The organism is Actibacterium mucosum KCTC 23349, assembly GCF_000647975.1.
GTDB lineage: Bacteria > Pseudomonadota > Alphaproteobacteria > Rhodobacterales > Rhodobacteraceae > Actibacterium > Actibacterium mucosum.
Genome location: NZ_JFKE01000009.1, coordinates 25,404 through 50,523, shown reverse-complemented (window position 1 = coordinate 50,523; position 25,120 = coordinate 25,404). Strand labels below are relative to the sequence as shown.

General features: G+C 61.5%; 29 protein-coding genes, 1 tRNA gene, 1 pseudogene and 1 riboswitch. Of the genes and pseudogenes, 12 read left to right on the top strand and 19 right to left on the bottom strand.

Annotation, left to right across the window (positions count from 1 at the left end; genetic code table 11):
• The first annotated feature begins 72 nt into the window (after positions 1-72).
• Genes ACMU_RS16810 through ACMU_RS16780 form a run of 7 tightly spaced genes read left to right on the top strand, consistent with a single transcriptional unit; the run spans position 73 to position 6,458 of the window.
• Positions 73-939 carry a PhnD/SsuA/transferrin family substrate-binding protein gene (locus tag ACMU_RS16810; protein WP_035261955.1) on the top strand — a complete coding sequence of 289 codons (867 nt, stop codon included), beginning with the start codon at positions 73-75 and terminating at the stop codon, positions 937-939.
• Positions 932-1,747: a phosphonate ABC transporter ATP-binding protein gene (locus ACMU_RS16805; RefSeq protein ID WP_152544665.1), complete on the top strand. Its 816-nt coding sequence runs from the start codon at positions 932-934 to the stop codon at positions 1,745-1,747. The genes ACMU_RS16810 and ACMU_RS16805 overlap by 8 nt, the downstream gene beginning before the upstream one ends.
• Entirely contained in the window at positions 1,740-2,552 is an 813-nt protein-coding gene (gene phnE, locus ACMU_RS16800) for a phosphonate ABC transporter, permease protein PhnE (RefSeq protein ID WP_035261954.1), read from the top strand. The genes ACMU_RS16805 and phnE (ACMU_RS16800) overlap by 8 nt, the downstream gene beginning before the upstream one ends.
• Positions 2,549-3,193, top strand: a complete 645-nt coding sequence (locus tag ACMU_RS16795) for a class I SAM-dependent methyltransferase (protein ID WP_035261951.1) — start codon at positions 2,549-2,551, stop codon at positions 3,191-3,193. The genes phnE (ACMU_RS16800) and ACMU_RS16795 overlap by 4 nt, the downstream gene beginning before the upstream one ends.
• Positions 3,193-4,404, top strand: coding sequence for an alpha-D-ribose 1-methylphosphonate 5-triphosphate diphosphatase (locus ACMU_RS16790; protein ID WP_035261949.1), 1,212 nt, complete (start codon positions 3,193-3,195; stop codon positions 4,402-4,404). Before ACMU_RS16795 ends, ACMU_RS16790 begins: the two co-directional genes overlap by 1 nt.
• Before the next feature lie 46 nt (positions 4,405-4,450).
• Positions 4,451-5,656 carry an MFS transporter gene (locus ACMU_RS16785; protein ID WP_035261947.1) on the top strand — a complete coding sequence of 402 codons (1,206 nt, stop codon included), beginning with the start codon at positions 4,451-4,453 and terminating at the stop codon, positions 5,654-5,656.
• On the top strand, positions 5,643-6,458 hold the full coding sequence (locus ACMU_RS16780; protein WP_035261945.1) for a sugar phosphate isomerase/epimerase family protein: 816 nt from the start codon (positions 5,643-5,645) through the stop codon (positions 6,456-6,458). Before ACMU_RS16785 ends, ACMU_RS16780 begins: the two co-directional genes overlap by 14 nt.
• 25 nt (positions 6,459-6,483) lie before the next feature.
• Here ACMU_RS16780 and ACMU_RS16775 read toward each other — a convergent pair whose 3' ends face one another.
• From ACMU_RS16775 to ACMU_RS16705, 15 genes are all read right to left on the bottom strand, one after another.
• Positions 6,484-7,110 carry a DapH/DapD/GlmU-related protein gene (locus ACMU_RS16775; RefSeq protein WP_035261943.1) on the bottom strand — a complete coding sequence of 209 codons (627 nt, stop codon included), beginning with the start codon at positions 7,108-7,110 and terminating at the stop codon, positions 6,484-6,486.
• Complete coding sequence (locus ACMU_RS16770; protein WP_035261940.1) at positions 7,107-7,658, bottom strand: histidine phosphatase family protein; 552 nt, start codon at positions 7,656-7,658, stop codon at positions 7,107-7,109. Before ACMU_RS16770 ends, ACMU_RS16775 begins: the two co-directional genes overlap by 4 nt.
• 120 nt (positions 7,659-7,778) lie before the next feature.
• A complete protein-coding gene (phnE, locus tag ACMU_RS16765) occupies positions 7,779-8,636 on the bottom strand; it encodes a phosphonate ABC transporter, permease protein PhnE (protein WP_035261937.1) in 858 nt (285 codons plus the stop codon).
• On the bottom strand, positions 8,633-9,565 hold the full coding sequence (gene phnE, locus ACMU_RS16760; RefSeq protein WP_035261933.1) for a phosphonate ABC transporter, permease protein PhnE: 933 nt from the start codon (positions 9,563-9,565) through the stop codon (positions 8,633-8,635). The genes phnE (ACMU_RS16765) and phnE (ACMU_RS16760) overlap by 4 nt, the downstream gene beginning before the upstream one ends.
• Positions 9,566-9,660: 95 nt before the next feature.
• Positions 9,661-10,572: a phosphonate ABC transporter substrate-binding protein gene (gene phnD, locus ACMU_RS16755; RefSeq protein ID WP_035261931.1), complete on the bottom strand. Its 912-nt coding sequence runs from the start codon at positions 10,570-10,572 to the stop codon at positions 9,661-9,663.
• Positions 10,573-10,639: 67 nt separating this feature from the next.
• Positions 10,640-11,440 carry a phosphonate ABC transporter ATP-binding protein gene (gene phnC, locus ACMU_RS16750; RefSeq protein WP_035261929.1) on the bottom strand — a complete coding sequence of 267 codons (801 nt, stop codon included), beginning with the start codon at positions 11,438-11,440 and terminating at the stop codon, positions 10,640-10,642.
• An 86-nt stretch (positions 11,441-11,526) separates the two neighbouring features.
• Positions 11,527-12,684 (bottom strand): alpha-D-ribose 1-methylphosphonate 5-triphosphate diphosphatase, encoded by a 1,158-nt coding sequence (locus ACMU_RS16745; protein ID WP_035261928.1) that lies wholly within the window; start codon positions 12,682-12,684, stop codon positions 11,527-11,529.
• Positions 12,671-13,390, bottom strand: a complete 720-nt coding sequence (locus ACMU_RS16740; protein ID WP_035261925.1) for a phosphonate C-P lyase system protein PhnL — start codon at positions 13,388-13,390, stop codon at positions 12,671-12,673. The genes ACMU_RS16745 and ACMU_RS16740 overlap by 14 nt, the downstream gene beginning before the upstream one ends.
• The gene (locus ACMU_RS16735; RefSeq protein ID WP_035261922.1) at positions 13,387-14,184 is read right to left on the bottom strand and encodes an ATP-binding cassette domain-containing protein; all 798 of its coding nucleotides are present in this window, start codon (positions 14,182-14,184) and stop codon (positions 13,387-13,389) included. Before ACMU_RS16735 ends, ACMU_RS16740 begins: the two co-directional genes overlap by 4 nt.
• Positions 14,181-15,095 carry an alpha-D-ribose 1-methylphosphonate 5-phosphate C-P-lyase PhnJ gene (locus ACMU_RS16730; RefSeq protein ID WP_035261920.1) on the bottom strand — a complete coding sequence of 305 codons (915 nt, stop codon included), beginning with the start codon at positions 15,093-15,095 and terminating at the stop codon, positions 14,181-14,183. The genes ACMU_RS16735 and ACMU_RS16730 overlap by 4 nt, the downstream gene beginning before the upstream one ends.
• Positions 15,092-16,162, bottom strand: coding sequence for a carbon-phosphorus lyase complex subunit PhnI (locus ACMU_RS16725; protein ID WP_035261917.1), 1,071 nt, complete (start codon positions 16,160-16,162; stop codon positions 15,092-15,094). The genes ACMU_RS16730 and ACMU_RS16725 overlap by 4 nt, the downstream gene beginning before the upstream one ends.
• Positions 16,162-16,698, bottom strand: a complete 537-nt coding sequence (gene phnH, locus ACMU_RS16720; protein WP_035261914.1) for a phosphonate C-P lyase system protein PhnH — start codon at positions 16,696-16,698, stop codon at positions 16,162-16,164. The genes ACMU_RS16725 and phnH overlap by 1 nt, the downstream gene beginning before the upstream one ends.
• A complete protein-coding gene (locus tag ACMU_RS16715) occupies positions 16,699-17,109 on the bottom strand; it encodes a phosphonate C-P lyase system protein PhnG (protein WP_035261911.1) in 411 nt (136 codons plus the stop codon). It abuts the gene before it with no gap.
• The gene (phnF, locus tag ACMU_RS16710; RefSeq protein ID WP_236626292.1) at positions 17,102-17,812 is read right to left on the bottom strand and encodes a phosphonate metabolism transcriptional regulator PhnF; all 711 of its coding nucleotides are present in this window, start codon (positions 17,810-17,812) and stop codon (positions 17,102-17,104) included. Before phnF ends, ACMU_RS16715 begins: the two co-directional genes overlap by 8 nt.
• A 260-nt stretch (positions 17,813-18,072) precedes the next feature.
• A tRNA-Gly gene (locus ACMU_RS16705) sits at positions 18,073-18,147 on the bottom strand.
• Positions 18,148-18,285: 138 nt separating this feature from the next.
• Between ACMU_RS16705 and ACMU_RS16700 the strand changes: the two genes are divergently transcribed.
• Together ACMU_RS16700 and ACMU_RS16695 are read left to right on the top strand one after the other, a co-directional pair.
• On the top strand, positions 18,286-18,672 hold the full coding sequence (locus ACMU_RS16700; protein ID WP_152544664.1) for a hypothetical protein: 387 nt from the start codon (positions 18,286-18,288) through the stop codon (positions 18,670-18,672).
• A complete protein-coding gene (locus ACMU_RS16695) occupies positions 18,665-19,621 on the top strand; it encodes a YHYH protein (RefSeq protein ID WP_051588410.1) in 957 nt (318 codons plus the stop codon). Before ACMU_RS16700 ends, ACMU_RS16695 begins: the two co-directional genes overlap by 8 nt.
• Here ACMU_RS16695 and ACMU_RS16690 read toward each other — a convergent pair.
• The 4 genes from ACMU_RS16690 to kduI all read right to left on the bottom strand — a co-directional run bounded on the left by ACMU_RS16690 (position 19,569) and on the right by kduI (position 22,858).
• On the bottom strand, positions 19,569-19,958 hold the full coding sequence (locus tag ACMU_RS16690) for an MAPEG family protein (RefSeq protein WP_035261908.1): 390 nt from the start codon (positions 19,956-19,958) through the stop codon (positions 19,569-19,571). The genes ACMU_RS16695 and ACMU_RS16690 overlap by 53 nt on opposite strands.
• Before the next feature lie 70 nt (positions 19,959-20,028).
• Positions 20,029-21,180, bottom strand: coding sequence for an alpha-hydroxy acid oxidase (locus tag ACMU_RS16685; RefSeq protein WP_035261905.1), 1,152 nt, complete (start codon positions 21,178-21,180; stop codon positions 20,029-20,031).
• A gap of 125 nt (positions 21,181-21,305) precedes the next feature.
• Entirely contained in the window at positions 21,306-22,034 is a 729-nt protein-coding gene (gene kduD / locus ACMU_RS16680) for a 2-dehydro-3-deoxy-D-gluconate 5-dehydrogenase KduD (protein WP_035261902.1), read from the bottom strand.
• Complete coding sequence (gene kduI / locus ACMU_RS16675; protein ID WP_035261901.1) at positions 22,031-22,858, bottom strand: 5-dehydro-4-deoxy-D-glucuronate isomerase; 828 nt, start codon at positions 22,856-22,858, stop codon at positions 22,031-22,033. The genes kduD and kduI overlap by 4 nt, the downstream gene beginning before the upstream one ends.
• Before the next feature lie 152 nt (positions 22,859-23,010).
• Positions 23,011-23,111, top strand: a riboswitch (TPP riboswitch).
• A gap of 59 nt (positions 23,112-23,170) precedes the next feature.
• On the opposite strand from kduI, the gene thiD reads away from it, so the two are divergent.
• The 3 genes and pseudogenes from thiD (at position 23,171) to thiS (ending at position 25,119) form a co-directional block, all read left to right on the top strand.
• Positions 23,171-23,959 carry a bifunctional hydroxymethylpyrimidine kinase/phosphomethylpyrimidine kinase gene (gene thiD / locus ACMU_RS16670; protein ID WP_035262047.1) on the top strand — a complete coding sequence of 263 codons (789 nt, stop codon included), beginning with the start codon at positions 23,171-23,173 and terminating at the stop codon, positions 23,957-23,959.
• Positions 23,956-24,932, top strand: a pseudogene (locus ACMU_RS16665) (FAD-dependent oxidoreductase). The gene thiD and the pseudogene ACMU_RS16665 overlap by 4 nt, the downstream one beginning before the upstream one ends.
• Complete coding sequence (gene thiS / locus ACMU_RS16660; protein WP_035261899.1) at positions 24,922-25,119, top strand: sulfur carrier protein ThiS; 198 nt, start codon at positions 24,922-24,924, stop codon at positions 25,117-25,119. The pseudogene ACMU_RS16665 and the gene thiS overlap by 11 nt, the downstream one beginning before the upstream one ends.
• The last annotated feature ends 1 nt before the right edge of the window (position 25,120 follow it).

The following is a 25,120-nucleotide window of genomic DNA, read 5'->3' as shown; positions in this document are numbered from 1 at the left end:
ATCAATAAACCGTCACCCGGTGGTTACACAGCTCGGCGATTGATCCGAATGAATTTCTACAGGGAGAAAACCATGAAATTCCGTTCGATTCTTGCCGGCGCTGCGCTGGCTGTTGCCGCGGCCGTTTCGGCCTCTGCGGAAACCTGGAAAATTGCCGTTACCGACGTTGAAGGCATGGAGCGCCTGCAGCTGGAATGGGGTCCGTTCAAAGAAGCGCTGGAAACAGCCACTGGCGAAAGCTTTGAGTTCTTTGCCGTGAACTCGCGCACCGCAGCGGCCGAAGCCCTGCGCGCCGAGACCGTTGACTTTGTTGTTTCGGGTCCTGCCGAATACGTGGTCATCAACAAGCTGACCAAAGCCACCCCGCTGATCGGTCTGGGTCGCCCTGACTATTTCTGCGCCGTCATCGTGCGCGCCGACAGCCCCTATAACTCGGTTGCTGACCTGAAGGGTCAGAAGATCGCGATGTCGGACATCGGTTCGACCTCGGGCCACCTGTGCCCCACGCAGCTGATGGCTGATCTGGGTCTGGGCCTGGGCGACTTTGAACCGCTGCACACCTCGCGCAACATCGGCCACGAAGCCGTTAAGGCGGGCGACGTTGCTGCCATGGGCACCAACCACAACTCGTGGCTGCGCGTGCGCGGCAAAGACACTTCGGTGCCGGCTGGCTTCTTCAAGATCATCGCACGTTCGGGCGACCTGCCCAACGACATGATCATGGTTGGCGCGCATGTTGACGCGGCGGCTGCTGAAAAGGTTCAGACTTCGATTATCGAAAACAAAGACGCGATCATCGCGGGCATTCTGGCCCACGAAGAGAACGACAAGTACACCGGCATGGACCTGGTTGCGATCGAAGACAGCGCCTATAACTCGGTGCGCGCGATGTACACCAACGCGGGCTACCCGCAGTTCGACAACTTCCTCGGTGACTGATCGAGTGCTTGATAAGCCGGCCGCGAACACGCAGCCGGTCGGAACCGGGGCACAGAGTGCCCCGGTTTTGCCTGTAGACATTCGCGTCACCGGGTTGTCGAAGACCTTTGGCGACGTGCAGATTTTCAAAGACATCTCTTTTGGCCTGAGCCGGGGTGAGGCCGTGGCCATCGTGGGTGCAAACGGCACCGGCAAGTCGACCCTGCTGCGCTGCCTGATGGGGCTGATCCCGGCCGATGGCGGCACGGTGGACGTGTTGGGAACCGAAGTAACTTCGGCCAACGCGCAGGCCTTGCGTGCGATGCGCGGGCAGATCGGTCTGGTGTCGCAGAAACATAACCTGGTGCCGCGGCTGTCGGTTCTGTCGAATGTGGTGCAGGGCCTGCTGGGCAAGCATTCCGGCATTCGGCATTGGAGCCAAGCCTTGGCGCCCGCTGCCTCTCGCGATGCCGCGATGGAGGCGCTGCAGCGTGTCGGGCTGGCCCATCTGGCGGACCGTCGCGCGGACCGCCTGTCGGGGGGGCAGTCACAGCGGGTGGCAATTGCCCGGGCGCTGGTGGGCAAACCCAAGATCCTGATCGCGGACGAGCCGACGGCCTCGCTCGATCCGTCTGCGGGCGAAGACGTGATGGACCTGTTTTTTGGGCTTGCCAAGGACGAGGGCGTGACCGTCGTCTTCATCTCTCACAACATCACGCATGCGCTGCAGTATGGCGATCGCATTCTGGGGCTGTCCGGCGGCAAGATGCCGCTGGATTCCCGCGCTGACAAATTGAGCGAGACCGACCTTCGGGGGCTTTATGACTGATCTGAACACCCACGTCCCGTCGCGGATCGAGCGGCCCTCGGCGATTGCATTCCTTGGCTATGCGGCCGCGGTTGTGATCATCCTGTGGAGCTTTGCAGGCGCTGGCTTCTCGGTCGAGAAGGTAGTCACCTCGCCCCCTCGTTTTGCCGATTTCATCGAACGCGCATTTCCGCCAAACCTTGAGGCGCGCACGCTGGAGCGGCTGGGGTGGAAAATGGTCGAAACCCTGCAAATCGCGCTGGCTGGCGCGGTTCTGGGTGTGATCCTTTCTGTGCCGGTTGCGTTGCTGGCGGCGCGCAACCTGGTGGCCGGAAAGTGGATCAACCAGACGGTGCGGACCACCCTTGGCTTTATCCGCGCGGTGCCTGACATTGCCTGGGCGCTGATCTTCGTGGTTGCCGTGGGCCTTGGCCCCTTTGCGGGCATGCTGGCGATCATGATCGACACCGTTGGCTTTTGCGGACGCTTCTTTGCCGATGACATGGAAGGCGTTGACAAAGGCCCCGCCGAGGCGCTGACAGCTACCGGTGCGCGCAAGCTGGACGTTGTGGCCTGCGCCACCGTACCCGCCGCGATGCCCGCCTTTGTTTCAACCTCGCTGTTTGCGTTGGAGAAAGCAGTTCGGTCGTCGACCATCCTTGGCCTTGTTGGCGCAGGCGGCATCGGGATTGAGCTGAAAGTGGGCTTTGACCTTTTTGATTATCCCAGCGCCATGACCGTGATCCTGATGATCGCTGTTGTGGTGATTGGCATTGAACAACTTTCGGGCTGGGCCCGGACCAAGATCATCGGAGAACAGCGATGAAGACAGATACAGCTGACCAACACTGGAACGCGCATTGGGCGGGCGACGTCGATGCAAAGTGGCTGACACCCGAAGACGACGTGCATCAGTGGGCCGCGGGCCTGCAGCCGGGTGCCGCGATCCTGGACCTGGGCGCCGGTGTTGGGCGGCATGCGCTGGCGCTTGCCAAGTCCGGCTTTGCGGCGACCGCACTGGACGCAGCACCCGATGGCATGGCAGCAATCGATGCCGCCGATGCGGGTGTGACAACGGTTGTGGCGCGTATGCATGAGCTGCCGTTCGAGGATAACAGCTTTGACCACGTTCTCAGCTGGAACGTTATTTATCACGGTGACGAGGACATTCTGCTGCGCACCATCGCCGAGATCCGCCGCGTTCTGAAACCCGGCGGCACCTTTCTTGGCACGATGCTGTCAAAGCGCCGCCTGCCCTATGAGCTGACCAAGGCGCCGGGCCGCGAAATCTCGCGCAACACCTGGGTGTTCGATACCGACAGGGGTGACAAACGCCACCCGCATTATTTCTGTTCAGCAGCAGATTTGCTGTCGCTGTTTTCGGGGTTCGAATGCCTGTCACTGCGTGATCAGGAACACGAAAGCGAAGGCAGCTTTCACTGGCACCTGACGATGGAGCGGCTGTAGTGACTTTCACTTTTCAGGGGGCACAGGTCTATCTGCCGGATCAGATTGTCGAGACGAATGTCACGATCGACGGGGACCACATCGCCGAAATCGGCGGATCTGCGCGGGGCGAGGTGATCGACGCGCGTGGTCTGGTTCTGGCACCGGCGTTGATCGACGTGCACGGGGATGCGTTTGAGCGGCAGGTCATGCCGCGTCCGGGTGTTTTCTTTCCCATCGAGACCGCGGTGCTGGAAACCGACCGGCAGTTGGCCGCCAATGGCATCGCGACGACCTATCACTCGATCACGTTGAGTTTCGAACCGGGCCTGCGCAGCGTTGAAAAGGCGCGCGAGATGATGCAGGCGATCCGCGATCTGGCCCCCCGGCTGACCGTCGAGAACCGCGTGCAATTGCGGTGGGAGACCTTTGCCTTCGAAGCGCTGGACGCGCTGGACTGGGCCTTTGACGCGCCGCTGAAACCCTCGCTTGCCTTCAACGACCACCTGTCCATGTCGATGCGCAGCTATGACACGCGCATTCAGGACCGGCTGTGGGAACACAACCCCGATTACGCCGTTGTCGATTTTGATGACCTTGAGTTGCCGCAGAAACGCTGGGCCAAAATCGCGGCGCGGACCGGGCTGGAGCTTGATGACTTCATGGCGTTGATCAAACGCGTCTGGAATCGCCGGCCCGACGTGGTTGACACCATCACCTCGGTTGCGGCCAAGGCGCAGGCCAAGGGCATCCCGATGCTCAGCCATGACGACACGCAGGCCGAAACGCGTGCGTTTTATCGCGGGATCGGCGCTACCACGACCGAATTCCCGATGACCATGGCGCCAACGCAGGATGCCCGCGACAACGGTGACCTGATCATCTTTGGATCACCCAACGCGGTGCGCGGCGGCAGCCATATCGGCTCTCTTGGGGCGGCCGACATGGTCGAGGCCGGGTTGTGCGACATGCTGGCTTCGGACTACTACTATCCGGCGATGCTGGCAGCGGTGGACCGGATGGACCGGGAGAAGCGGGCCGACCGCTTGGCGCTTTGGTCGCTGATCTCCAGCGGCCCGGCAAAGGCGATGAACCTGACGGATCGCGGCAGTATCGAGACCGGCAAACGGGCCGATCTGGTGCTGGTGGACTGGCCCGACGGGGCAACACCGGCCATCGCCGGAACTTGGGTTGCAGGCCGCGCCGCCTATCGCGCAAAACCCGCCGGTTAACCGCCGGCGGAAACGCCCCTAAACCAAGAAACACCAGGTTCGACCCATGTTGCGATTTGACAAAGACTATTGGCCAGCTATCGGTCTGGGCCTGTCACAGATCATTGGCTATGGCACCCTGATGTACGCCTATGCGATCCTTTTGCCGCATATGGCAGAGGATCTTGGGCTGAGCTTGTCGGGGATCTTTGGCGTCATGTCGCTGGCGCTGTTCTTCGGCGGTTTCATGGCGCCTGTGTCGGGCATGCTGACGGACAGGTATGGCGGGCGGTTCGTGATGACCATCGGGACCGTCGTGGCGGGCGTCGCGCTGATCGGGCTGAGCAAGGTGACCAACCAGTACAACCTGTTCGCCCTGATCCTGATCGCCGAGGCCGCGGGTATGTGCGTGTTGTATCAGGTGGCCTTTGCCAGCGTTGTGCGGCTGGACCTGCGTGTACCCAGCCAGCGACTGATTTCGATCATCACCCTGTTCGGCGGCGTCGCTTCGACAATATTCTGGCCCCTCACCCTGTGGCTGTACAACGGGATCGGTTGGCAAGAGACGTGGTTGGTGCTGGGTGTGTTCCTGATCCTGACCTGTGTGCCGCTGAACTTCTTTTCGTTGCGCGGCCCACAGATTGACCCGCGCAACCCGCCCAAGGCGCAACAGTCCGAATGGCCCGAGCTGAGCGGCCCCGCGCGGCGCAAAGGCATGCTGTGGATGATCGTTTCCTTCCTGTTTTCCGGGTATCTGATGGGCGGCGTTATGACGCTTTGGGTGACCAATGTTCAGGACCTTGGACACACGGCCGCGATGGCCGCATTGGCCGGTGCCGTAATTGGTCCGTTCAAGACCGTTGGGCGGTTCCTGGAACTGCTGGTGTCGCGCAACCTCTACCCGTTGAATACTTACGCGCTGAGCATGGCGCTGATGCTGTCTGGATTTGTGACGCTGATTGTGCTCGGGTTCACCGTTCCCGGGTTGATGATCGCGGCGGCGCTGTACGGCATGGGCGATGGCATCAAGACGATTGCACGGGGCACGCTGCCGCTGGCGCTGTTTGGGCGCAAGGGCTATGGCGCGCGGCTGGGTTGGATCAATACCGCCACGATGGCGCTGAATGCCTCGGCCCCGTTTGCCTTTGCATGGTTGACCCAAACGCTGGGTGGGCAGGCCTCGTTCACGGCAATGGCGGTGGTCATCAGCCTTGCCTTCCTTGCCTATCTCTTCATTCCAGACCCACGGAGACCGGTCCATGAAACCGCTTAAGATCGGCGCATGCCTGAAGATTGACGAGATCGCGACGCATCGCGACTGGCTGTTTGATGCGGAGCGCGACATTGAGTTACAGAGCTTTATGACCCGCGACGCGTTGACTGTGGACCGTGACGATCTGATCGCTGCGGCAAAGGCAGCTCTGCAGGGGCACAGAGGCCGGGTTGGCATTCATGGCCCGTTCGAGGGGCTGGATATCGACAACAAGGATGCCGAGCTGCGCCCGCTGATCACCGCGCGGTTCCTTTCCGCACTTGAAGCGGCCGAAGCCATCGGCGCGCGCCAAATGGTGCTGCACTCGCCCTACACGTTCTGGTACAAGAACAACCTTCTGTGCAAACCGAACTATGCCCAAAAAAAGCTGGACCGGGTGCACGAGGTTCTTGGCCCCGTGGTGGACCGGGCAGCGCGTGCCGGGATCACGCTGGTGATCGAGAATGTTCAGGATGTCGACCCCGATACAAGGCGCATGATGGTGGACAGCTTCGACAGCCCCGCCATCGCCTTGTCCATCGATACCGGCCACGCGCATCTGGCGCGACGGATGTCGGGCGCGCCGCCGGTGGACTATTTCGTGCGCGATGCAGGTGCACAGCTGCAGCACGTGCATATCCAGGACGTTGATGGCCACGCCGACCGCCACTGGGCGCCCGGCGAGGGGGAGATCGAATGGATCGAGGTCTTTCGCGCGCTGGCGGAATGCCCGTCTGCCCCGCATCTGGTGCTGGAACTGCGCCGTAAATCCGACATCCCGCAGGGCTTTGACTATCTCAGCAACCTAGGGCTGGTGATCTGACGAAAGCGCGCTTTCGGAGCGGCGTTTAGCGGTACTTTTCGATGAACGCGTCGATGTCCAGCGCGCGAATGTCGGGCAATGCGGCCTTGTAAGCGTCGCGCGTCCAGTCCCAGACCGCGATTTCTTGCAACGCCTCGGCCTGAGCTTCGGTGAACCGACGCTTGATGAACCGCGCAGGCACACCACCCACAACGGTGTAAGGATCCACGTCCCGCGTGACGACGGCCCCGGCGCCAATTACCGCGCCTGTTCCAATCGTCACGCCGGCAGTCACGGTCACGCCATGGCCGATCCAGACGTCGTGACCGATGGTCACCCAATCGGCTTTGCGCCATGCAAAGAAATCGTGGTCATCCTCGCCCAACCCATACGCCTCGGCCCGATAGACCGAGTGGTGCTGCATCGCGCGCCATGTCGGGTGATTGCCCGGATTGATCCGCGTCGAATTGGCGATCGAGCAGAACTTGCCGATGGTGGTCCAGACCACATGGCAGTTTTGCGTGATGTACGAGAAATCTCCCATCGCGCCGGACTTCATCATGGTGTTTTTGCCCACCTCGGTCCAGACACCCAGTTCGAAGTCTTCGACCCGGGCCCCTTCGTGGATCGTGGGGGTTTCGCTGAGATGGTTCTTGGAGCCGGCGCCGCTCATGCTTTCTCCTTCAGGGGTAGTCGTGTAAAACTCAGGACCCGTCCGGTTTCGATTTCAACGTCGAACAGATCGGGGTTGCGCAGACCGCGCCAGTCTTCAAAGCCAAAGCTGGGATCGGCCGCCTGCAGTAACGAAGCGATCAGGCCGCCATGGGTCACAATGGTTGGCAGGCCTTTGCTGAACCGTTCGATCTGAATCAGCGCAATGGCCGCCCGGCTGCGGACCTGCGACATGCTTTCGCCCTGCGGACAGGCATAGTTGGAATTTGCAAACGACCTGCGCAGGTGGTCCTGCCAGTCGATCAGAGGCTCGGGCGACAGAACCCGCTCGTGGAAGCCGTCGACGGTTTTCACGCTTTGCGCCGTCAGGTCGGCATAGGGTGCGATCGTTTGGCGCGCGCGTGTGTAAGGGCTGGCATATAAGGGGCCTGCGTTCAGATCACGCAAGCTGTGGGCCAGGCTGTTGGCCTGCTGACGCCCTGTTTCTGACAACGGTGCCTCGGGGGCTTGTCCTGTCGATTCAGCATGTCGAACCAGAAGTGCTCGCATGGTCACCTTCCATTTGTGATGTCGTGCCGGGCACAAAGGCACGGCACGACATCGGGTTTTGCGTGGCCGGCGGCATAGCCCGTTGACCCTGCCGCCAAGCCTTTCTCGAATTGCGTGCGTTTACCGCGCACCTTCCCATTTACCGATCACGCGCGTTCTGATCTGCGCCGACAGATAGTCGATCAGGTAGACCATGCCGATGATCAGGAAGATGATCGTCCATGCCTGATCCCAGAAGTAGCTGCTGATCCGGTCGCTGAGGATAAAGCCAATGCCACCCGCGCCCACGATGCCAAGGATCGTGCCGGACCGGACGTTGGATTCGAAGTTGTACAGCAACACCGAAAGATGCACCGGCAGAACCTGCGGCATGATCGCATAGCGGATCGACTGCAAGCGCGACCCGCCCGAGGCAACCACGCCCTCAACCGGCTTTTTCGACGTGTTTTCCAGCGCTTCCGAGAACAGTTTCGAGAATGTCCCGATCTCGCTGACCGCGATGGCCAGAATGCCGGCCAGCGGCCCCAGACCAAAGGCGCGGATGAAGATCAGCGCCAGGATCAGGGTTTCGAACGCGCGGATCACGTCATAGACGCGACGCGTGCCCTGACGCAGCCAGAAGATGCGGTTGATGTTCTTGGCCCCAAGGAACGACAGCGGAAAGGCGACAACGGCGCCCAACAGCGTGCCCATGAAAGCCATGGCAATGGTTTCGCCCAGCGCGGTGAAGATCTCCAGCCATTCCGTCCAGGTTTCCCACAGATGCGGCGGGAACATGAAGGACATAACCCGCCCAAGACGGCCCAGACCGATCCAGATGCGTTCAGGTGCGAAGTTGAAATCGTAAAGGCACCACGCGAAGAGGCCAAAGAACCCGACCCACAGCGCGATCTTGCGGGCGCGCACGGCGTTTGTGTCGCGAAACGCGCGGGGATGGGCGGCCATAGCGGCCTGAATTTGTTCAGGGGTAGGTGTCATGTCGCTGGGCCTTTCTCGATCCCGATGATCCGGTGACGCAGCTTTTCAGAGCCAAAGTCGATCACGATCACTGTGACAAAGATGATGATGAAGAGCGCTGAGAGGTCGGTGTATTCCTGCAAAGACAGCGCCTCGCGGAACTCCTGTCCCAGACCGCCTGCGCCGACATAGCCAATGATCGACGACGAGCGCACGTTGATCTCGAACCGCAGCAGGGTATAGCTGATGATGTTTGGCAGAACCTGCGGCACCGCGCCATAGCGGATCTGGTCAAACCACGTCCCGCCCGAGGCTTTCACGCCTTCCAGCGGCCGCATATCGATGTTTTCGTTCACTTCCGAGTAAAGCTTGCCCAACGCGCCGGTGGCATGCAGGCCGATGGCCAGAACACCGGCCATGGGGCCAACCGAGAAGCAAAAGACGAAGATCAGTGCCCAGACCAGTTCCGGCACGGTCCGCGCAATCTCAAGATAGCGGCGGCTGATCCACAAGGACCATTTGTTCGGGGCAAGGTTCCGCGCGGCGGGGAACGACAGAACAAAACCGCCGATCACACCAAATACGGTCGCCATGAAGGCAATCAGAATGGTTTCAATCAGCAGGTTCATCCAAACCTTCCAACGCCAGAACCACTCGCCCAGATCCGCACCCAACGTGTCCCAGCTGAGCGAGGGAATGGTTTTTACGATGAACTCACCAAGGCGCGGAATGCCAGCCGGGATGATCCAGCGCCAATCGCGCGATCCATCCGGCAAGGTGACTTGCGTAACCTTGAAAAAGTCACCCAACCACGCAGAGAACGTGAAGAAAGCGAAAAAGATGATCGCCGCAACCAGCCAGGTGATCCTGGAACGGCGGCGCAGCGCGGCGTAGTCAAGCTCGAACTGATCGATCGGGCGCAGCGGCGGAGTATCGGGAATGGCGGTCATCGAAGAATCCTGATGCGATGAAGCGCGCACAGGCGCGCAGCAGTCGAAAAAACGGCGCGGAAGGAGAACCTTCCGCGCCATCAAACACTGTCAGATTACGAACGGCGCTGCTTTTTCAGCCAGTCGCGCATGTCCACGATCCACTGGTAACGCTCGTGGTCAACTTCGATCCAGCCAACCTGCGGGTTCGGCGAGCCTTCGACTTCGCCGGTCATTGCCTTGAAGGCTTCCGGGTCAGCTTCGGGGATATTCATCACCAGGTCCTGCATTGTGTCTTTCAGTTCCTGCGGCAGGTTTTTGCGCGCAGTGAACGGGCCCGAGGTGATTTCAGGCGATTCCCAGATCGGGCAGATTTCGCCTTCGGCGATCATGCCTTTTTCGATCATACGCTGCCAGCGGCCATCAACGGCGTTATTCTGCCAGGTTGCAGCGGCGTCAAACGTGCCCTGCGAAACCCCAGCGACACCTGCTTCGTGCGAACCCGAGAACGGGATGGCCGAGAAGAAGGTCTTGGGGTCAACCTCTTTGGCGATGTTGAAGTAAGGCACAGCATAGCCCGAGGTCGAATCCGGGTCAGCAAAGGCCACAACTTTGCCTTCAAGGTCAGTGATGGCGCTGTAGTTGTCTTCGCAACGGGTCACCAGAACCGAGTAGTAACCGGTCGAGCCGTCCTGACGGATGCGCGACACCAGCGGCTCTACTTTGCCGTCGGTGCCGGTGTAGGCAGCGGCGTAGGACGACGAACCGAAGAAGGCGAATTCGATCTGATCGGCAGCAATTGCCTGGATCACACCGTCATAGCTGCCTGCGGTGAAGATTTCGACTTCAACGCCCAGCTCACGCTCCAGATAGGCTTCAAACGGGGTGTACCGCGCGATGCGGTCTTTTTCGTTTTCGCCCGACAGGATGCCGAACTTGATGACCTGATAGTCTTCTTTCCAGGCCGCGTCTTCAGCTACTGCTGACGTGGCCAGCAGTGCGGCGACTGCTGCTGTAATGAAACGCATTTTTGGATCTCCCCTGAGTAGCGTTTGCACAAAAGAAAAGAGGCCCGGAGGCCTCTGTTGAAATTGATCAGGCTGGCACCTTCAAACCCTGGGTCGAGGTGACGGCTTCGTTGAATTCGGCCAGTCCTTCCAGACCGTAGATGTCGCGCACGACGTCATCGGTCAGCTGAAGGGCCGTGCCATCGAACATCACACGCCCTGCCCGCATGGCGACGATACGATCGCAATAGGCGCGCGCGGTATCGAGCGTGTGCAGGTTCACAAGAACGGTGATCTTATCCTGGCGATTGATCTGGCGCAGGCCATCCATCACCTTGGTCGCATTGGCCGGATCAAGCGAGGCAATCGGCTCGTCCGCCAACATGATTTTTGGCTGTTGAACCAGTGCCTTGGCGATTGCAACACGCTGCTGCTGACCGCCGGAAAGGGTGCCTGCACGTTGCAGCGCCTGCGGGACCAGATCAAGCCGGTCAAGGGCCTGCAGCGCCATCGTGCGCTCTTCGTCGGTAAAGTGCATGGCCATCGAGCTTGCAAACCCGTGTTCGGCCAAACGCCCGATCAGGACATTGGTCAGCACGTCCAGCCGTTCAACAAGATTGAACTGCTGAAAGATCATGGCGCAGTCCCTGCGCCAGTTGCGCAGTTCCTTGCCTTTCAGTTTCGTGATCTCAACCCCGTCAAACGAGATCGACCCCGATGTCGGGTCAATCAGGCGGTTCACGAGGCGCAGCATCGTCGATTTGCCCGCGCCCGAGCGCCCAATCACGCCAACGAACTGGCCGGGAGCGATGGAAAGCGAAACATTATCGACGGCCTTGGTCTCGTCAAAGTGACGGGAAACATTTTCTAGTTTTAGTTCTGCGGGCATGATGATTCATCCGAATGAATTATGCCCTGACTTTCCGTGATCGGCGTAACGCCGAAACAACGGCAATGTGAAAGTTACTTAACGGTTCAGCCAGCCTTGAGCGTCAGATCCGGATCCGCCGCAAACGCGCCGTTGGAAAAGATGGCCTCGCCCGCATGATAGGTCGTCACAACGCGGTCTTTGCCATCAATAACGGCAAGATCAGCACGCTTGCCCACGGCGATTTCGCCGCGATCCGACAGGCCCAGCGCCGAGGCGGGGTTCACCGTTGCAAGCCGCATCGCGCCGGGCAAGCCGTCCGGGTCAGCCGCGGACAGTGCGCGGATCGCAGGCAGGATTGCAGCGGGGTGATAGTCGGCAGCCAAAATGTGCAACAGCCCGCGGCCGTGTGCATCACGCGCCGAAAGATTGCCCGAATAGCTTTGCCCACGCATCGCGTTCGGCGCGCCCATGGCGGTCATCAGGCCACGCTCCACCGCAACTTCGGCCGCTTCCAGCGTGACCGGAAACTCGCTGATCACGGCGCCGATATCGGCCATCAGACCGGCCTTTTCGACCGTGTCGTCATCATGGCTGGCAAGGGCAACCCCGTGTTCCTTGCACAGGCCGGACACAACCTGAAGATTGGCATAGATCTGCTCCGCGGGAATGGCGCTGTCGATGCGGGCCTGGATCTGTGAGCGCGCTTCGCTTTCGGTCATCGTGCCCTTGCGTGTGCGATAGGCAACGAGTTTCTCAAGGTTGCGATACTGACCCTGCCCGGGCGTGTGATCCATGACCGAAACCAGATCAACGGCGCCCGATTGCAGCAAACCTTCCAACGCGTCGATGGCCTCGGTAAAGGTGATGTCGAACCGGGCGTGTACGCGATGATCGACGCGCAGTCCGTTTTGATGCGATTTGAGTGTGCGGATGATGTTGCTGGTATGCTCGAACGAACGCCGTTCACCGTCCACGGCATTGCGCGAGAACGACACACCGGCATAGGCCGTTGTCACACCCGCAGCGGCAAGGCGCGCATCAAGATGCGCAACCGCGACCTCCATCGGGAAATCGACACCGGGGCGGGGCTCAAGCTCCAGCTCGATCATGTCGCCATGCATGTCGACAAAGCCGGGAATAACCATATGCGCGGGTTGACCCGCCGTTTCGGTGATGTCGGCAATCACCCCGTTTTCAATGCGCAACGCACCGCAGGGGATCACCCGGTCGCGCAGAACGATCGTTACATCAGACAGCCACATCGGTGCGTTCCTCTTGTGCGATCATGTCAGGGGTCAGGTCGATGACCCGATCGATCAGTTTTTCAACATCGCCGGGATGGTGGAACACCCCGATCATGGCTGTTCCGGCGGCCTTAAGTTCTGTCAGCCGGTTGACCAGCGCCGCACGGGCATTGGCATCCAGCGAGGCCGTGGGTTCGTCCAGAAGCAACAGCTTCTGCGGTACGATCAGCGCGCGGGCAAGGTTGACCTTTTGCTGTTCGCCCCCCGAAAATGTTGTGGGATAGGCGCGCCAAAGGTCCTGTTTGACGCCAAAAATTGCCAGCGCCTGCCGGGCCTGTTCCAACGCATCGTCCTGCGGGACGCCAGCAAGGCGCAGAGGTTCAGCCACGATGGCCTCGGCGCTGACGCGTGGCCGGGCCAGCAGGAACTGGGTGACAAACCCGATCTCGGTCCGGCGCAAATGGGCGATATCGACATCCGCCGCGCGCGCCAGATCAATGGCGCCATGCGACGACTGGAACGTGATCGAACCTGACTGCGGCACGTAGGAGCGATAAAGCGTGCGCAGAAGCGTCGATTTGCCCGCGCCGTTGGCCCCTTTCAGCAACACGAACTCGCCCGCATCCAGGGTGAAGGAAATGTCATCGAACGCTGCAATCTGATTGTTCAGATGATGCAGGGTGAAGCCTTTGGTCAGGCCGGAGATTTCAAGAACGCGGGTCATAGTTTTGCGTGCACCAGTTGCTGCGTATAAGCATGTTGCGGATCCTGGAAAATCTGGTCGGCCAGTCCGGTTTCAACGACTTCGCCACGCCGCATGACCATGACGCGGTCGGCCAATGTGCGAATAACGCCCAGATCGTGGCTGACGATCACCATGGTGATCTTGCGGTCCTGTTGCAGGCGTTTCAACGTGTCCAGCACAAGCGCCTGCACCGATACGTCCAGCCCGGTTGTCGGTTCGTCCAGCAACAGCAGAGCAGGTTCCAGCGCGATAGCCTTGGCCAGCTGCACGCGCTGCTGCATACCGCCGGAAAGTTCGGCGGGCGGGGCATCCAGCCGCTCAAGCGGGAACTCGGACGCGTCCAGCGCCTCGGTCGCTTTCTGCCGCAACACGGCAAAGCTGCGCTCGCCGGCGACCAGCAGACGCTCGGCAACATTGCCCGAAGACGAATGCTTCATCAGCAACCCCAGATGCGGGTTTTGGTAAACGATGCCGATGCGGGTGGCGCACAGCATCCGGCGGGCAAAGCGGTCGAGATCAAAGAGATTGCCCTGAACATCCGGCAGGTCCAGCGTATAGCTGCCCTGATCCGGCGTTTCCTCGAGATTCATCATCCGCAAAAGCGTCGACTTGCCCGAGCCACTTTCGCCGACAATGCCCAGCACCTCGCCGGGATAGGCATGGGCCGAGACATTCTGCAGCGCCTTAACCGGGCCATAGGTTTTCGACACATTCGAAACCTGCAGCAAGGCACGCGTCTGAACGATCCGGGGGGCGTCCAAGGTCAGTGTCATTCCGGCATCTCCCCGTTCTTGTACCAGGTCTCGCCGGTTGTGACGGGCTCGCCCGCGCCTTTCCGGATTGCCTTTACACCCCATTCACTGTCGGAAACCTCGAAGGTCGAGGTGCCGTCGTCCTGCGGAATCTCGTTCATGAAAAAGCCTTTTGTGCCAGAGCGATAGCAGGTCAGATGCCCGTGCTCTTCGACCTTGTAGGGCACGTCACTGAAGACCAACGGTTCGACACGCGTATAGGGCGGCACGGCGAAGATGCGCTTTTCGCGGCCCGCCGAAAGGATGGTCAGGTGCTTGGACATGTTCAGCTTTGGCACGTCCCAGCGCGGGATCGGCGACGGGGTCATCACGTGGCGTCCGTGCACGAGGCTGGGATAGCTTGCCCCCTGCATCACCCGGCCCGACCGCACAATCTGTTCGTAAAGCTGCAGCCACATTCGGCCATAATCGGCGTCCGCGTGCATCTGGCGCGCGATCGACATATTCGGCTGCACCGGACGCAGGGGTTCGGGGTTTGGCACCTGCAGCACCAAAATCTGGTCTTCGCGCAGGATCTCTTCGGGAATACGGTGGCGCGACTGGATCAGATCGGCCTCGAGCGTGTCCATCGTTGTGGGCGTGCCGGCGACCCGCGCGATAAACCGGCGGATCGACGCCGCGTTCACGCTGTCATCGGCGCCCTGGTCAATGACCTTTACACGGGTTTTCGGGTTCACCAGCGTCAGCGAAACCTGCAGCCCGCCTGTGCCCCAGCCGCGCGCCATCGGCACTTCGCGACTGGCATAGGGCATCTGGCAGCCGGGAACGGCTACCGATTTCAGCGTCTTTCGACGCAGTTCCCGTTTGGCGGACCCGTCCAGAAAGCCATAGCTCATGGCCTCCCACGGTTTGGTCAGGGTTGTCAGGCTCATTCGGCAGGCTCCGTCGCAGAAGACGAGGATTGCGCCGCTTTCTTGGCCTTTGCATCACGCATGGCATCAAGCGAGGACTGGAATGTCACATAGTGCGGCAGTTTGAAGTGGATACAAAAGCCCGAGCTTTCGACACCCTCGGTGTGGTACAGGAAGAACTCTTCCTCGGTCGCGGACCCTTTGGCGGCACCCGGGCTGTTCAGATCCAGTGTTGCGGCCGAGATGCATTTGACCTCGTTCCACCCAAATGTCGCGGCAAACCCAAGGCTGAGCTTCTCGCCCTTCTTGTCCACAACCTCGGCCTGGCTGAGCTTGACGCGCCCGGCCGAGAATGTTCGACCATCGGGATGGGTCACTTCGATCTCGGCCTCGGAAAGACGTACCTCGTTGACCGTTGGGTGGGCCGAACCATAGCCGCGCATGGCTGAATACCCCAGCGCAAGCGTACCGCCGGTTTCGGCCCGCGCAAGGCTTTGCAGCGTATGCGCCCGTTTGGCGGGGAACAACAGCGGCTCGCGCGTCAGATCTGGAATTTCGTTGCCTTGGGTCGGGTCCGGGTCCGGCAGGTCGACCAGGTCATTCTCGGCCTGCCACGCGCTGACCGATGGCACGTTTGCGGGCGCAGGTTTCTCTGCCGCCTCAACGGGCTCAGGGGCGTAGGCCGATCCGCCAAGAACGTCCGTTGCAAGGATGCGGTGCGCATAGTCCAGCGTTGGCCCCAACACCTGACCGCCGGGAATATCCTTGAACGCTGCCGAGATGCGGCGATGCGTGAAAAGGTCTTTCTGTTCTACCGGTTTGGCCACCGTCAGGCGCGGCTGCGTTGTGCGCCAGGCGCGCAGCAAAAGAACGGCTTCGAACATTTCGCCACCGGTTTGCGCCAATGCAAGCGCGGCAAGATCTTCGTCATACAGCGATGCCTCGCCCATGACCCGATCGATGAGATAGGGAAGCGACTGCTTGATTTCGTGGACCCGAGAGTGGTCAAACGGCCCGATTTCCTCGCGGAAAAGACGTTCCGCCTGTTCGATTGCGCGTTCGCCGCCGCGTGTCGCTACGTAAGCCATCAGAGCACCTCTACCTGTGTCGAGCGGGGAATGCCCATCACCTGATCGTCGTCCAGAAGAAACAGTTCAAAGCCTGCAGGATACCGCATGATCTGTGCGCGACGTTGCCAGAACCCGTCAGGCAGACCGCCGATATGCACATCCAGCGTACCGTCGACACCCGGCCCGGTCAGGCGCAGCATCGGCCCTGTTTTCAAGTCGGCATGCACGACCAGCGTGGCCCCGTCATCGGGATACAGGTCCGACCCCATTTGCAGCTGATCCAGTACCGCGAGATCGCCCAGCGTGCCGGCAAAGACGTGGTCGGCATCGGTCAGTTCGGCCACCTTGGCGCCGGTTTTCAAGACCGCGGGGATCAGCAATGGGTCAGCCGCATGCACAAGGCACTCGCGGTCAACCAGCGCAGCCAAAAGGTCTGCATCCCCTAACCCTGGCATGGCGCGCACAAGTCCCGGTCGGCTGAGCGCCCAAAGCAACGCTTCGAAAGTCTGGTTTTCACGGCTTTCCGCCGGGGATGGTTGAGGTACAGCCAACATTCAGAAAGTCTCCATATCGACACGCGTGGCCTCGACCTTGCGCAGGACCGCTGTGTCGTCCGCCTGCTGCGCGGCGGCTTCTGCGGCGCAAAACGCCTCGCAGGTCTCTTTCGAAACGCCGGTTTGCAGGGCGAGATCCACCAAGGCCATCGCCATGGCGGCCTGCAGGTCCGTGCCGCGGCGCATCCCGTATCCTTCATGGCCCTGACTGCGAATGTGGGCTTCGCTCACCAGAACCTCACCCAGATGAAAGGCGGTGCCCTGCGCCGTGTCGCGCATGGGAAGCATCACCAGCCCGGTGCGCGATTGCACGACCTCGATGTCACCAAGCGGTTCGATCAGAGTTTCCGCGAATTGCTTGAGCCGCGCGGTTTCCGCACGGGCAAGCGTCGAAAGTGTTGCGTCAGTCATCGTCTTCCATCGACATTGTGAATCTCACCCGGGCAGACGACCAGATCACTTGGCTGCTGGCCAATGGCTGGCCATCCAGCTGGCGGTCAACCGCACGCACCACGATCACGGGCATATCGGGGTGCTGCTTCAATTGTTTGGCTTCTTCGGCGCGCGCCTGTCGGGCATGCATCGACGTTTCCGCACGCACGTAGTCGTCGATTCCATAACTCTTGTAAGTTTCGGTCATGGACCCAAGGACGTCACGCCTTTCCACGATGTCAGGGAACCTTTGGGCGTCGTGAAAATTGGAACCGAAGGCAATCGGAATTCCGTTTGCGATGGTCTTGCGACGGCTTTCCACCACTTCGGCGCCATCTGAAAGCCCCAGCGCCTTGCAAACAGGTGGCGGTGCAACAACGCGATCGGCGCCCAACAGAACGCTGGAAACATCGTAGCCCTGCGGCAGAAGATTGCGGCGCAGACGGGTGCGTTTGCCAATAGAATAGATCAGGCTGGGCGCTTCCTCGACAAAGGTTCCGCGCCCCTGCTCGACGCTGAGCTTGCCCTCCTTCGCCAGCGCTTCGACGGCGCGGCGCACCGAATGTCGCCCCGCGCCAAAGCGTGCGACCAGCTCTGGCTCGGTTGGCAAACGGTCGCCGGGTTCAAGCGTGCCATCGGCGATTTCTTGGGCAAGCAGGTCGCGGATCATGGTCCAGGTCATTTTATTCATGGCAAAGTCATTCGAATGAATTTCAGATAGGCAACAGACGTGACGTCAGGATGACATCAAGCGCAGTTTCGAACATTTTGTCTCTGCAAAAGACGGTTTTCTTAATCTGCGCCTAACAGCGCGGCTTGCAACCGGGTTTTGCCCATTTTTGGCTGGCGACAGCGCCCAAAAAAAGGTCGTACAAACGCCAAGCGCGCACCCAACACCGGGGTGGCCACATGCAAATTCATCTTTGAAAGAGAGGTCCCAATTGGAGCGGGCGATGAGATTCGAACTCACGACCCTAACCTTGGCAAGGTTATGCTCTACCCCTGAGCTACGCCCGCATCCTTTGGGTGAGGCGTGATTTACCCCCTGTTGCGGGGGGCCGCAAGGGCCTTTTTCAGGTTTTTGCAAAAAAATCGACGGGGGCTGCGCGGTGGTTCGTATTAGGATCAACAGCACGGTGAAACGGAGGGTTGTGCATGCGTCGCAGAGTGGCCTTGATGGCTTTGGCTGGCTTTTGGGCCTTGCCGCTTTGGGCGCATGACGGGCACGCCGTTGGCACGGTCGAGGTTGAAGTGATGCGTGCACAGGCCGCTGGCAGTCAGGTGGACCTTATCCTGTTGCTCAGCAATCAGGGCGGCACCCCGGTGACGCTTTTGGCCCTGTCCACACCCGGCACCGCGACCCAGGTTTTCGGCCTTCCCGTAAGCATTCCGCCCAGCGGGGTCGAGGTTGTCACGGCCGAGCTGCGCTTTGATGGCGCGGTGCCCGGTATTTTCGCTGTTCTGCTGAACTTTGGGGCCGACGGGGTGGGCCCGGTGACCATCACCCCTGACAAAGCAAGGCAGGAGATAGACAATGAATGATTGGACCAGGCGGGCCGCATTGGGCGGAGCAGCGGCGACATTGGCAGCGGGCTATGCCTATGGACAGGGCGCACCGCGCCTGCGCCACCACACAGCCACGCAAGCCCGGGCTCTGTCACTGAAATCGGCCAACCGGTCAGTCGCAGGCGGCCAGGTCAGCATTGTGACGCGCGGCAGCAAAAGGATCATGACCGCCAATGGCATCCCGACGCACCCGGTGGCCCCCTTTCCCAACAGTGGCAATCCCAACCGGATCAGCGCACAGAACTATCGGTTTGAAATGCCGCTTTCCCCGCGCAAGGGGGCTGCACGGGCCACTGGTCGATCCTTGGTGGGGGTCGCCGTGAACGGCGTGCCCTTCGATCCCGGCGCGGCCGAGTTCTGGCAGGGCGACCGTAACAGCGGTTGGCAGTACGAAGCGCTGGGTGGTGCGGTCACGCTGGGCCTTGATGCCAATTACGGCCACGTTCAGCCCACCGGCGCCTATCATTATCACGGCTTGCCTATCGGGTTATTGCAACAGCTGGGCTGGTCCAAGAACATCGAAAGCCCGCTGGTCGGCTGGGCCGCGGACGGGTTCCCGATCTATGCGATGACATCGGTGCAAAGCGGCAAGGTGGTGCAGATGCGGTCATCTTACCAGCTGAAATCCGGCAACCGGCCCGGCGGCAATCAACCCGGCGGGCGGCATGATGGCACCTTCGTGCAGGACTATGTCCATGTTGCGGGGACCGGCAATCTGGACGAATGCAACGGCGCAATTGTCAAAACCGCCGACTATCCAGATGGCACCTATGCCTATTTCCTGACCTCGGCTTTCCCGGTCATCCCCCGGATGCTGCGTGGATCCATCGACAGCAGTTTCAAAAAGCGGGGCGGAGGAAACGGTGGTGGACTCAGGCCGCCAAGACAAGGACAAGGGTCGCAACAGCCCCGCCCCCGATCATAGTCAGGGTCAGCATCATACCGACTGTGCGGAAGGCAAAGTTCTGAGGCGCGGCGCTGAGGCCGGCGGCATGCAGACCGCGCCCAACAAGCAGCATCAGACCCAAGAGGTGCATCAGGCTCCAATGGGCGCCCTGCAGTTCGAGGATCAGCATCAGGATCAAACCGATGGGCGCGTATTCGGCACAGTTGCTCTGTGCGCGGATGCGCGCCTCCAGCGTTTCGTTTCCGCCGGTGCCCAACGACACCCGCGCGGATCGGCGGAAACGGATCACGCGGGCGCACAGCGCCAGATACATGAACGTCAGAAGGGCGGCATAGATCGGGGTGATTTCGGGCATCAAAGCGTCCTGCGTTCGGGGTCTGACCCGAAACCTAGGGCACGCGTGGCGCTTGACCAGTCAAACCTGCCTAGATTTGCCGAAACCGAAGGTGATCGCGCGTCAGTTCGGCCACCGAGGTGACCCCCATCAGGCGCATGTCGCGTTCAATCTCGTCGCGCAGCAGGCTCAGCGCGCGGTCCACGCCCGGCTGCCCGGCGGCGGCCAGCGCATAAAGATATCCGCGCCCGATCCCCACCGCCTTGGCCCCCAGTGCCAGCGCCTTCAGAACATGGGTGCCGCGCTGAATGCCGCTGTCCATCATCACGTCAATCTGGTCACCCACGGCGTCCACGATCTCGGCCAGTTGATCAAACGGCGCGCGCGAGCCGTCCAGCTGTCGCCCGCCATGGTTCGACAGGATGATCCCGGTGCAGCCGATCTGCACCGCACGCTTGGCATCCTCGACCGACATGATACCCTTCAGGCAAAACTGCCCGTACCATTTGCTGACCATGTCAGCCACGTCGTCCCAATCCATCGACGGGTCCAGCATGTCGGTGAAATAACGCCCGATCGACATCGCGCCGCCGCCCATATCCACGTGATCTTCCAATTGCGGCAGCCGAAACTTTTCGTGCGTAACATAGTTGATGCCCCAGGCCGGTTTCATCGCGAACTGCGCCATGCCACCAAGCGTCAGGCGGAACGGGATCGAAAACCCGGTGCGTTTGTCGCGTTCGCGGTTGCCGCCGGTGATGCTGTCGACGGTCAGCATCATCACGTTTACCCCGGCCTCTTTCGCGCGCGTCATCATCGCGTCGTTCAGGCCGCGATCCTTGTGAAAATAGAATTGATACACCTGTGGGGTGTCGTGCTTTTGGCGCAGTTCCTCCAAACTGACAGTTCCCAATGACGACACCCCGAACATCGTTCCATGTTTCGCCGCGGCCGCGGCAACGGCGCGTTCACCCTGGTGATGAAACAGCCGCTGCAAGGCGGTGGGCGAGCAATAGATCGGCAGCGCCAGCTTTTGCCCCATCACTGTCACCGACATATCCACCTGATCCACACCGCGCAGAACGTTTGGCACCAGATCGCAGGTATCAAAACTGTCCGAGTTTCGGCGATAGGTCACCTCGTCATCCGCCGCGCCGTCGATATAGTTGAAGATCGGACCGGGCAGGCGACGTTGAGCCAGACGGCGGAAATCGGCGAAGTTATGGCAGTGACTCAGGCGCATTTCGGGCTCCAAACTGGCTTAATTGGTTCGGACTTATTACCAATTGAGGCAAATGGCCAGAAAAAAGTAACGGCGCGCAAGCCATCAGCCTACGCACCGTTACGATTTAATCCTTTGCGCCTGACTTAGCGGGCGAGCCAGCCGCCATCGACGTTCAGCACCGCGCCATGCACGTACTGCGCCGCGTCCGAGGCCAGGAATACCGCCGCACCGGCGATGTCATCGGCGCTGCCCCAGCGGCCGGCGGGGATCCGGTCTAGAATGGCCTTATTGCGGTCGGGATCGGCGCGCAGGGCGTCGGTGTTGTTGGTGGCGATGTAACCAGGCGCGATGGCGTTCACGTTGATGCCGTGTACGGCCCATTCATTGGCCAGCAGCTTGGTCAGCCCCGCAACCCCGTGTTTCGACGCGGTATAAGAGGGCACGCGGATGCCGCCCTGAAACGACAAAAGCGAGGCGATATTGACGATCTTGCCCGTTCCCCCCCGCGCCAGAACCGCCTTGCCGAAGGCCTGACAGGTAAAGAACAGCGCCTTCAGGTTCACGTCGATCACGTCGTCCCAGTCAGCCTCGGTAAAGTCCACCGAATCCGCGCGGCGGATAATGCCGGCATTGTTGACCAGAATGTCGACCTGGCGGCTGCCCAGCAGGTCGGCGGCCGCGTGCGGATCGGCAAAATCCATCTGCGCGGCCTCGGCCGAGGCGATCTGTGCCACGGTTTCGGCGCACGAGGACCGCCCGGCGGCAATCACATGCGCCCCCGCCCCGCCCAGTGCCACCGCGATGGCCTGACCGATGCCGGTATTCGCACCGGTCACCAGCGCCGTTTTCCCCGCAAGCGAGAATGAGATCACCGCAAATCCTCCATTGCCACGGCATCCATATCGGTGAAATCCATGTTATCGCCCGCCATCGCCCAACAAAAGGTGTAAGAGCCGGTGCCCGCACCCGAATGGATCGACCAGGGCGGCGACATCACGATCTGTTCGTTATCAACCAACAGATGCCGTGTCTCTTGCGGCTGGCCCATGAAGTGGAACACGCGCTGGCCCTGGGCCACGTCGTGATAGAGATACGCCTCCATCCGGCGGTCATGCAGATGCGCGGGCATGGTGTTCCAGACCGAACCGCCATGCAGCTGCGTGTACCCCATCACCAGTTGGCAGCTTTGCACGCCATTGGGGTGGATACACTGGAAAATGGTGCGGTCGTTCGAGGTTTCGGGCGCGCCCATTTTCACCTGATTGGCGTCCTCGATCTTGATCAGGGTTGCGGGATGGGCGGTATGCGCGGGCACCGACACGATGTAAAACCGCCCCTGCCCCGAAAACGTGACCGCGCCCGCGCCCTTGGGCAGGTACAGCAGGTCACCCTTGGCCATGTCCCAGCTTTCGCCGCCCGCCGCGACCCGGCCATCGCCGCCGATGTTCAGGATACCCGCCTCGCGCCGGTCCAGAAACGAGGGCGTGCCGGTCTCGGCCACCGCATCCAGCACCAGCGCGCCGCCATCGGGCACCGCGCCGCCGACGATCATGCGGTCGTAATGGGCATAAGTCAGGCGGATTTCGCCCGCGGCAAACATACCTTCGACCAGGAATTTCTCGCGCAGCGCGGCGGTGTCGAACGCCTTGGCGGCGTCGGGTGAAACGGCATAAAGGGTGGTGACTTGGGCGGGCATGGGTCCTCCGGCCGCGTGGCGGCGTTATCGATTTCGTTGCCGAAATCTGACCAAAGGGTGCGCGCAAACCAACCGCGATCTACGAAATATTTTTCACGCAGCGCCGGGACGCGACCTGTTTGACGCCGATTGCAAAACGCGTTACGCCTCGGGTCGATCTGTTGGGGTGCCCCGCGCGGGGCTGAGATGCGCAAGCGAACCCATCGAACCTGAACCGGCTAGCACCGGCGGAGGGAACAGAGACGTTCGCGGCCCGCACCCCATGCGCCCCGAATCCATGTGTTCCCACCCCGGTTACAGGAGATGCGGCGCATGGCCCCCACGGCTTTGACCATTGCAGGATCCGACAGCGGCGGTGGCGCCGGCATACAGGCCGACCTGAAAGCGTTCAGCGCGATGGGGGTTTACGGCGCCTCGGTCATTACCGCGATCACGGCACAAAACACCTGTGATGTCACCGCCGTGCACCCGGTGCCTGACGCCATCGTGGCCGCGCAGATCGACGCGGTGCTGGGCGACATTCGCGTGGACGCGATCAAGATCGGCATGCTGGGCGCGCCGTCGCTGATCGAGACGGTGGCGCGCGCCATCGAGGGGTTTGAGGGCGCCGTGGTGCTGGACCCGGTGATGATCTCGAAATCGGGGGTGGCGTTGTTGCCGGATGATGCGGTCGACGCGTTGAAATCCGTGCTGGTGCCGCGCGCCACGCTGCTGACGCCGAACCTGCCCGAGGCGGCGCGCCTGTTGGACGCGTCCGAGGGCACCGATCCGGTGGCGCAGGGCAAAGCCCTGCGCGGTCTGGGCGCGGGGGCGGCGTTGATGAAAGGCGGGCACGCGGCGGGGCAATCCTGTACCGACTGGTTGGTCGAGGCGGGCCGCGAAACCCCGTTCACCGCGCCGCGATTGGCCACGCGCAATACGCATGGCACTGGCTGTTCGATGTCGTCGGCCATCGCCGCCAGGTTGGCCAAGGGGGAACCTTTGGATGCCGCCGTTGGCCGCGCCCATGGCTGGCTGCACGGGGCCATCGCGACAGCCGATCAACTGGATATCGGCAAAGGCCACGGGCCGGTGCATCATTTCCACGAGATGTGGGGATGAGCGGCCCGGTCACCATATTGGGCGGCGGCGTCATGGGGCTCTGCGCGGCGACAGAGCTGTCGGCGCGCGGTGTGCCTGTCACCATCGTCGACCCCGCCGGCGACGCGCCTGGCCCGCATGGCTGCAGCTGGTGGGCCGGTGGCATGCTGGCCCCCGAATGCGAGGGCGAGACCGCCGAGGAGCCGGTCACGCGACTGGGCCGCGCCGCCGCTGACTGGTGGGCCGCGCAGGGCGTGACGGTGCACTGCAACGGTTCGCTGGTTGTCACGCTGGACCGCGACCGGGGCGAGTTGGCGCGGTTTGCCCGGCGCACCGAAGGCCACCGGACGCTGGACCAAGCCGCATTGACGGCGCTGGAGCCCGATCTGGACCGGTTCGACACCGCGCTGTTCTTTGAGACCGAGGCGCATCTGACCCCGCGCGATGCGCTGACCCGACTGCGGGCGCTGCTGCGTGACCGGGGCGCAGTGTTTGTGACCACCCCCCCGACGATGGCGCGCAGGTGGTCAACTGCACCGGCATTGCGGCGCGCGGTACACTGGACGACCTGCGCGGGGTGAAGGGCGAAATGCTGGTGCTGCGCTGCCCGGAACTGACCCTGAACCGCCCGGTGCGGCTGCTGCATCCGCGCTTTCCGCTTTATATCACCCCGCGCGGCGACGGGGTGTTCATGCTGGGCGCCACCCAGATCGAAAGCGGCGAACGGCGGCGGGCCACGGTTCGCTCGGTTGTTGAGTTGCTGAACGCCGCCTATGCGCTGCACCCGGCCTTTGCCGAGGCTGAACTGGTGGAAATCGGCGCCGATGCGCGCCCTGCCTTTCCCGACAACCTGCCCCGTCTGCGCCGCCGCGACGGGGTGATCTATGCCAATGGCCTGTTCCGCCACGGCTTTTTGCTGGCCCCTGCGATGGCGCGGATGCTGGCCGACTGGCTGTGCGATGGCCAAAAACCGGAGCTTTGCGATGAAGATTAACGTAAACGGCACCGCGCGCGACGTGACGGGCCCCAGCCTGAACGACGTTCTGGTGGAGCTGGGCCATGGCGTGGGGCGCGTGGCCACGGCGGTGAACGAAACCTTTGTGCCCGCCGCAGCGCGCGCCGAATATCTGCTGCAAGACGGGGACCGGGTCGAGATTGTTGCGCCCCGGCAAGGGGGCTGAG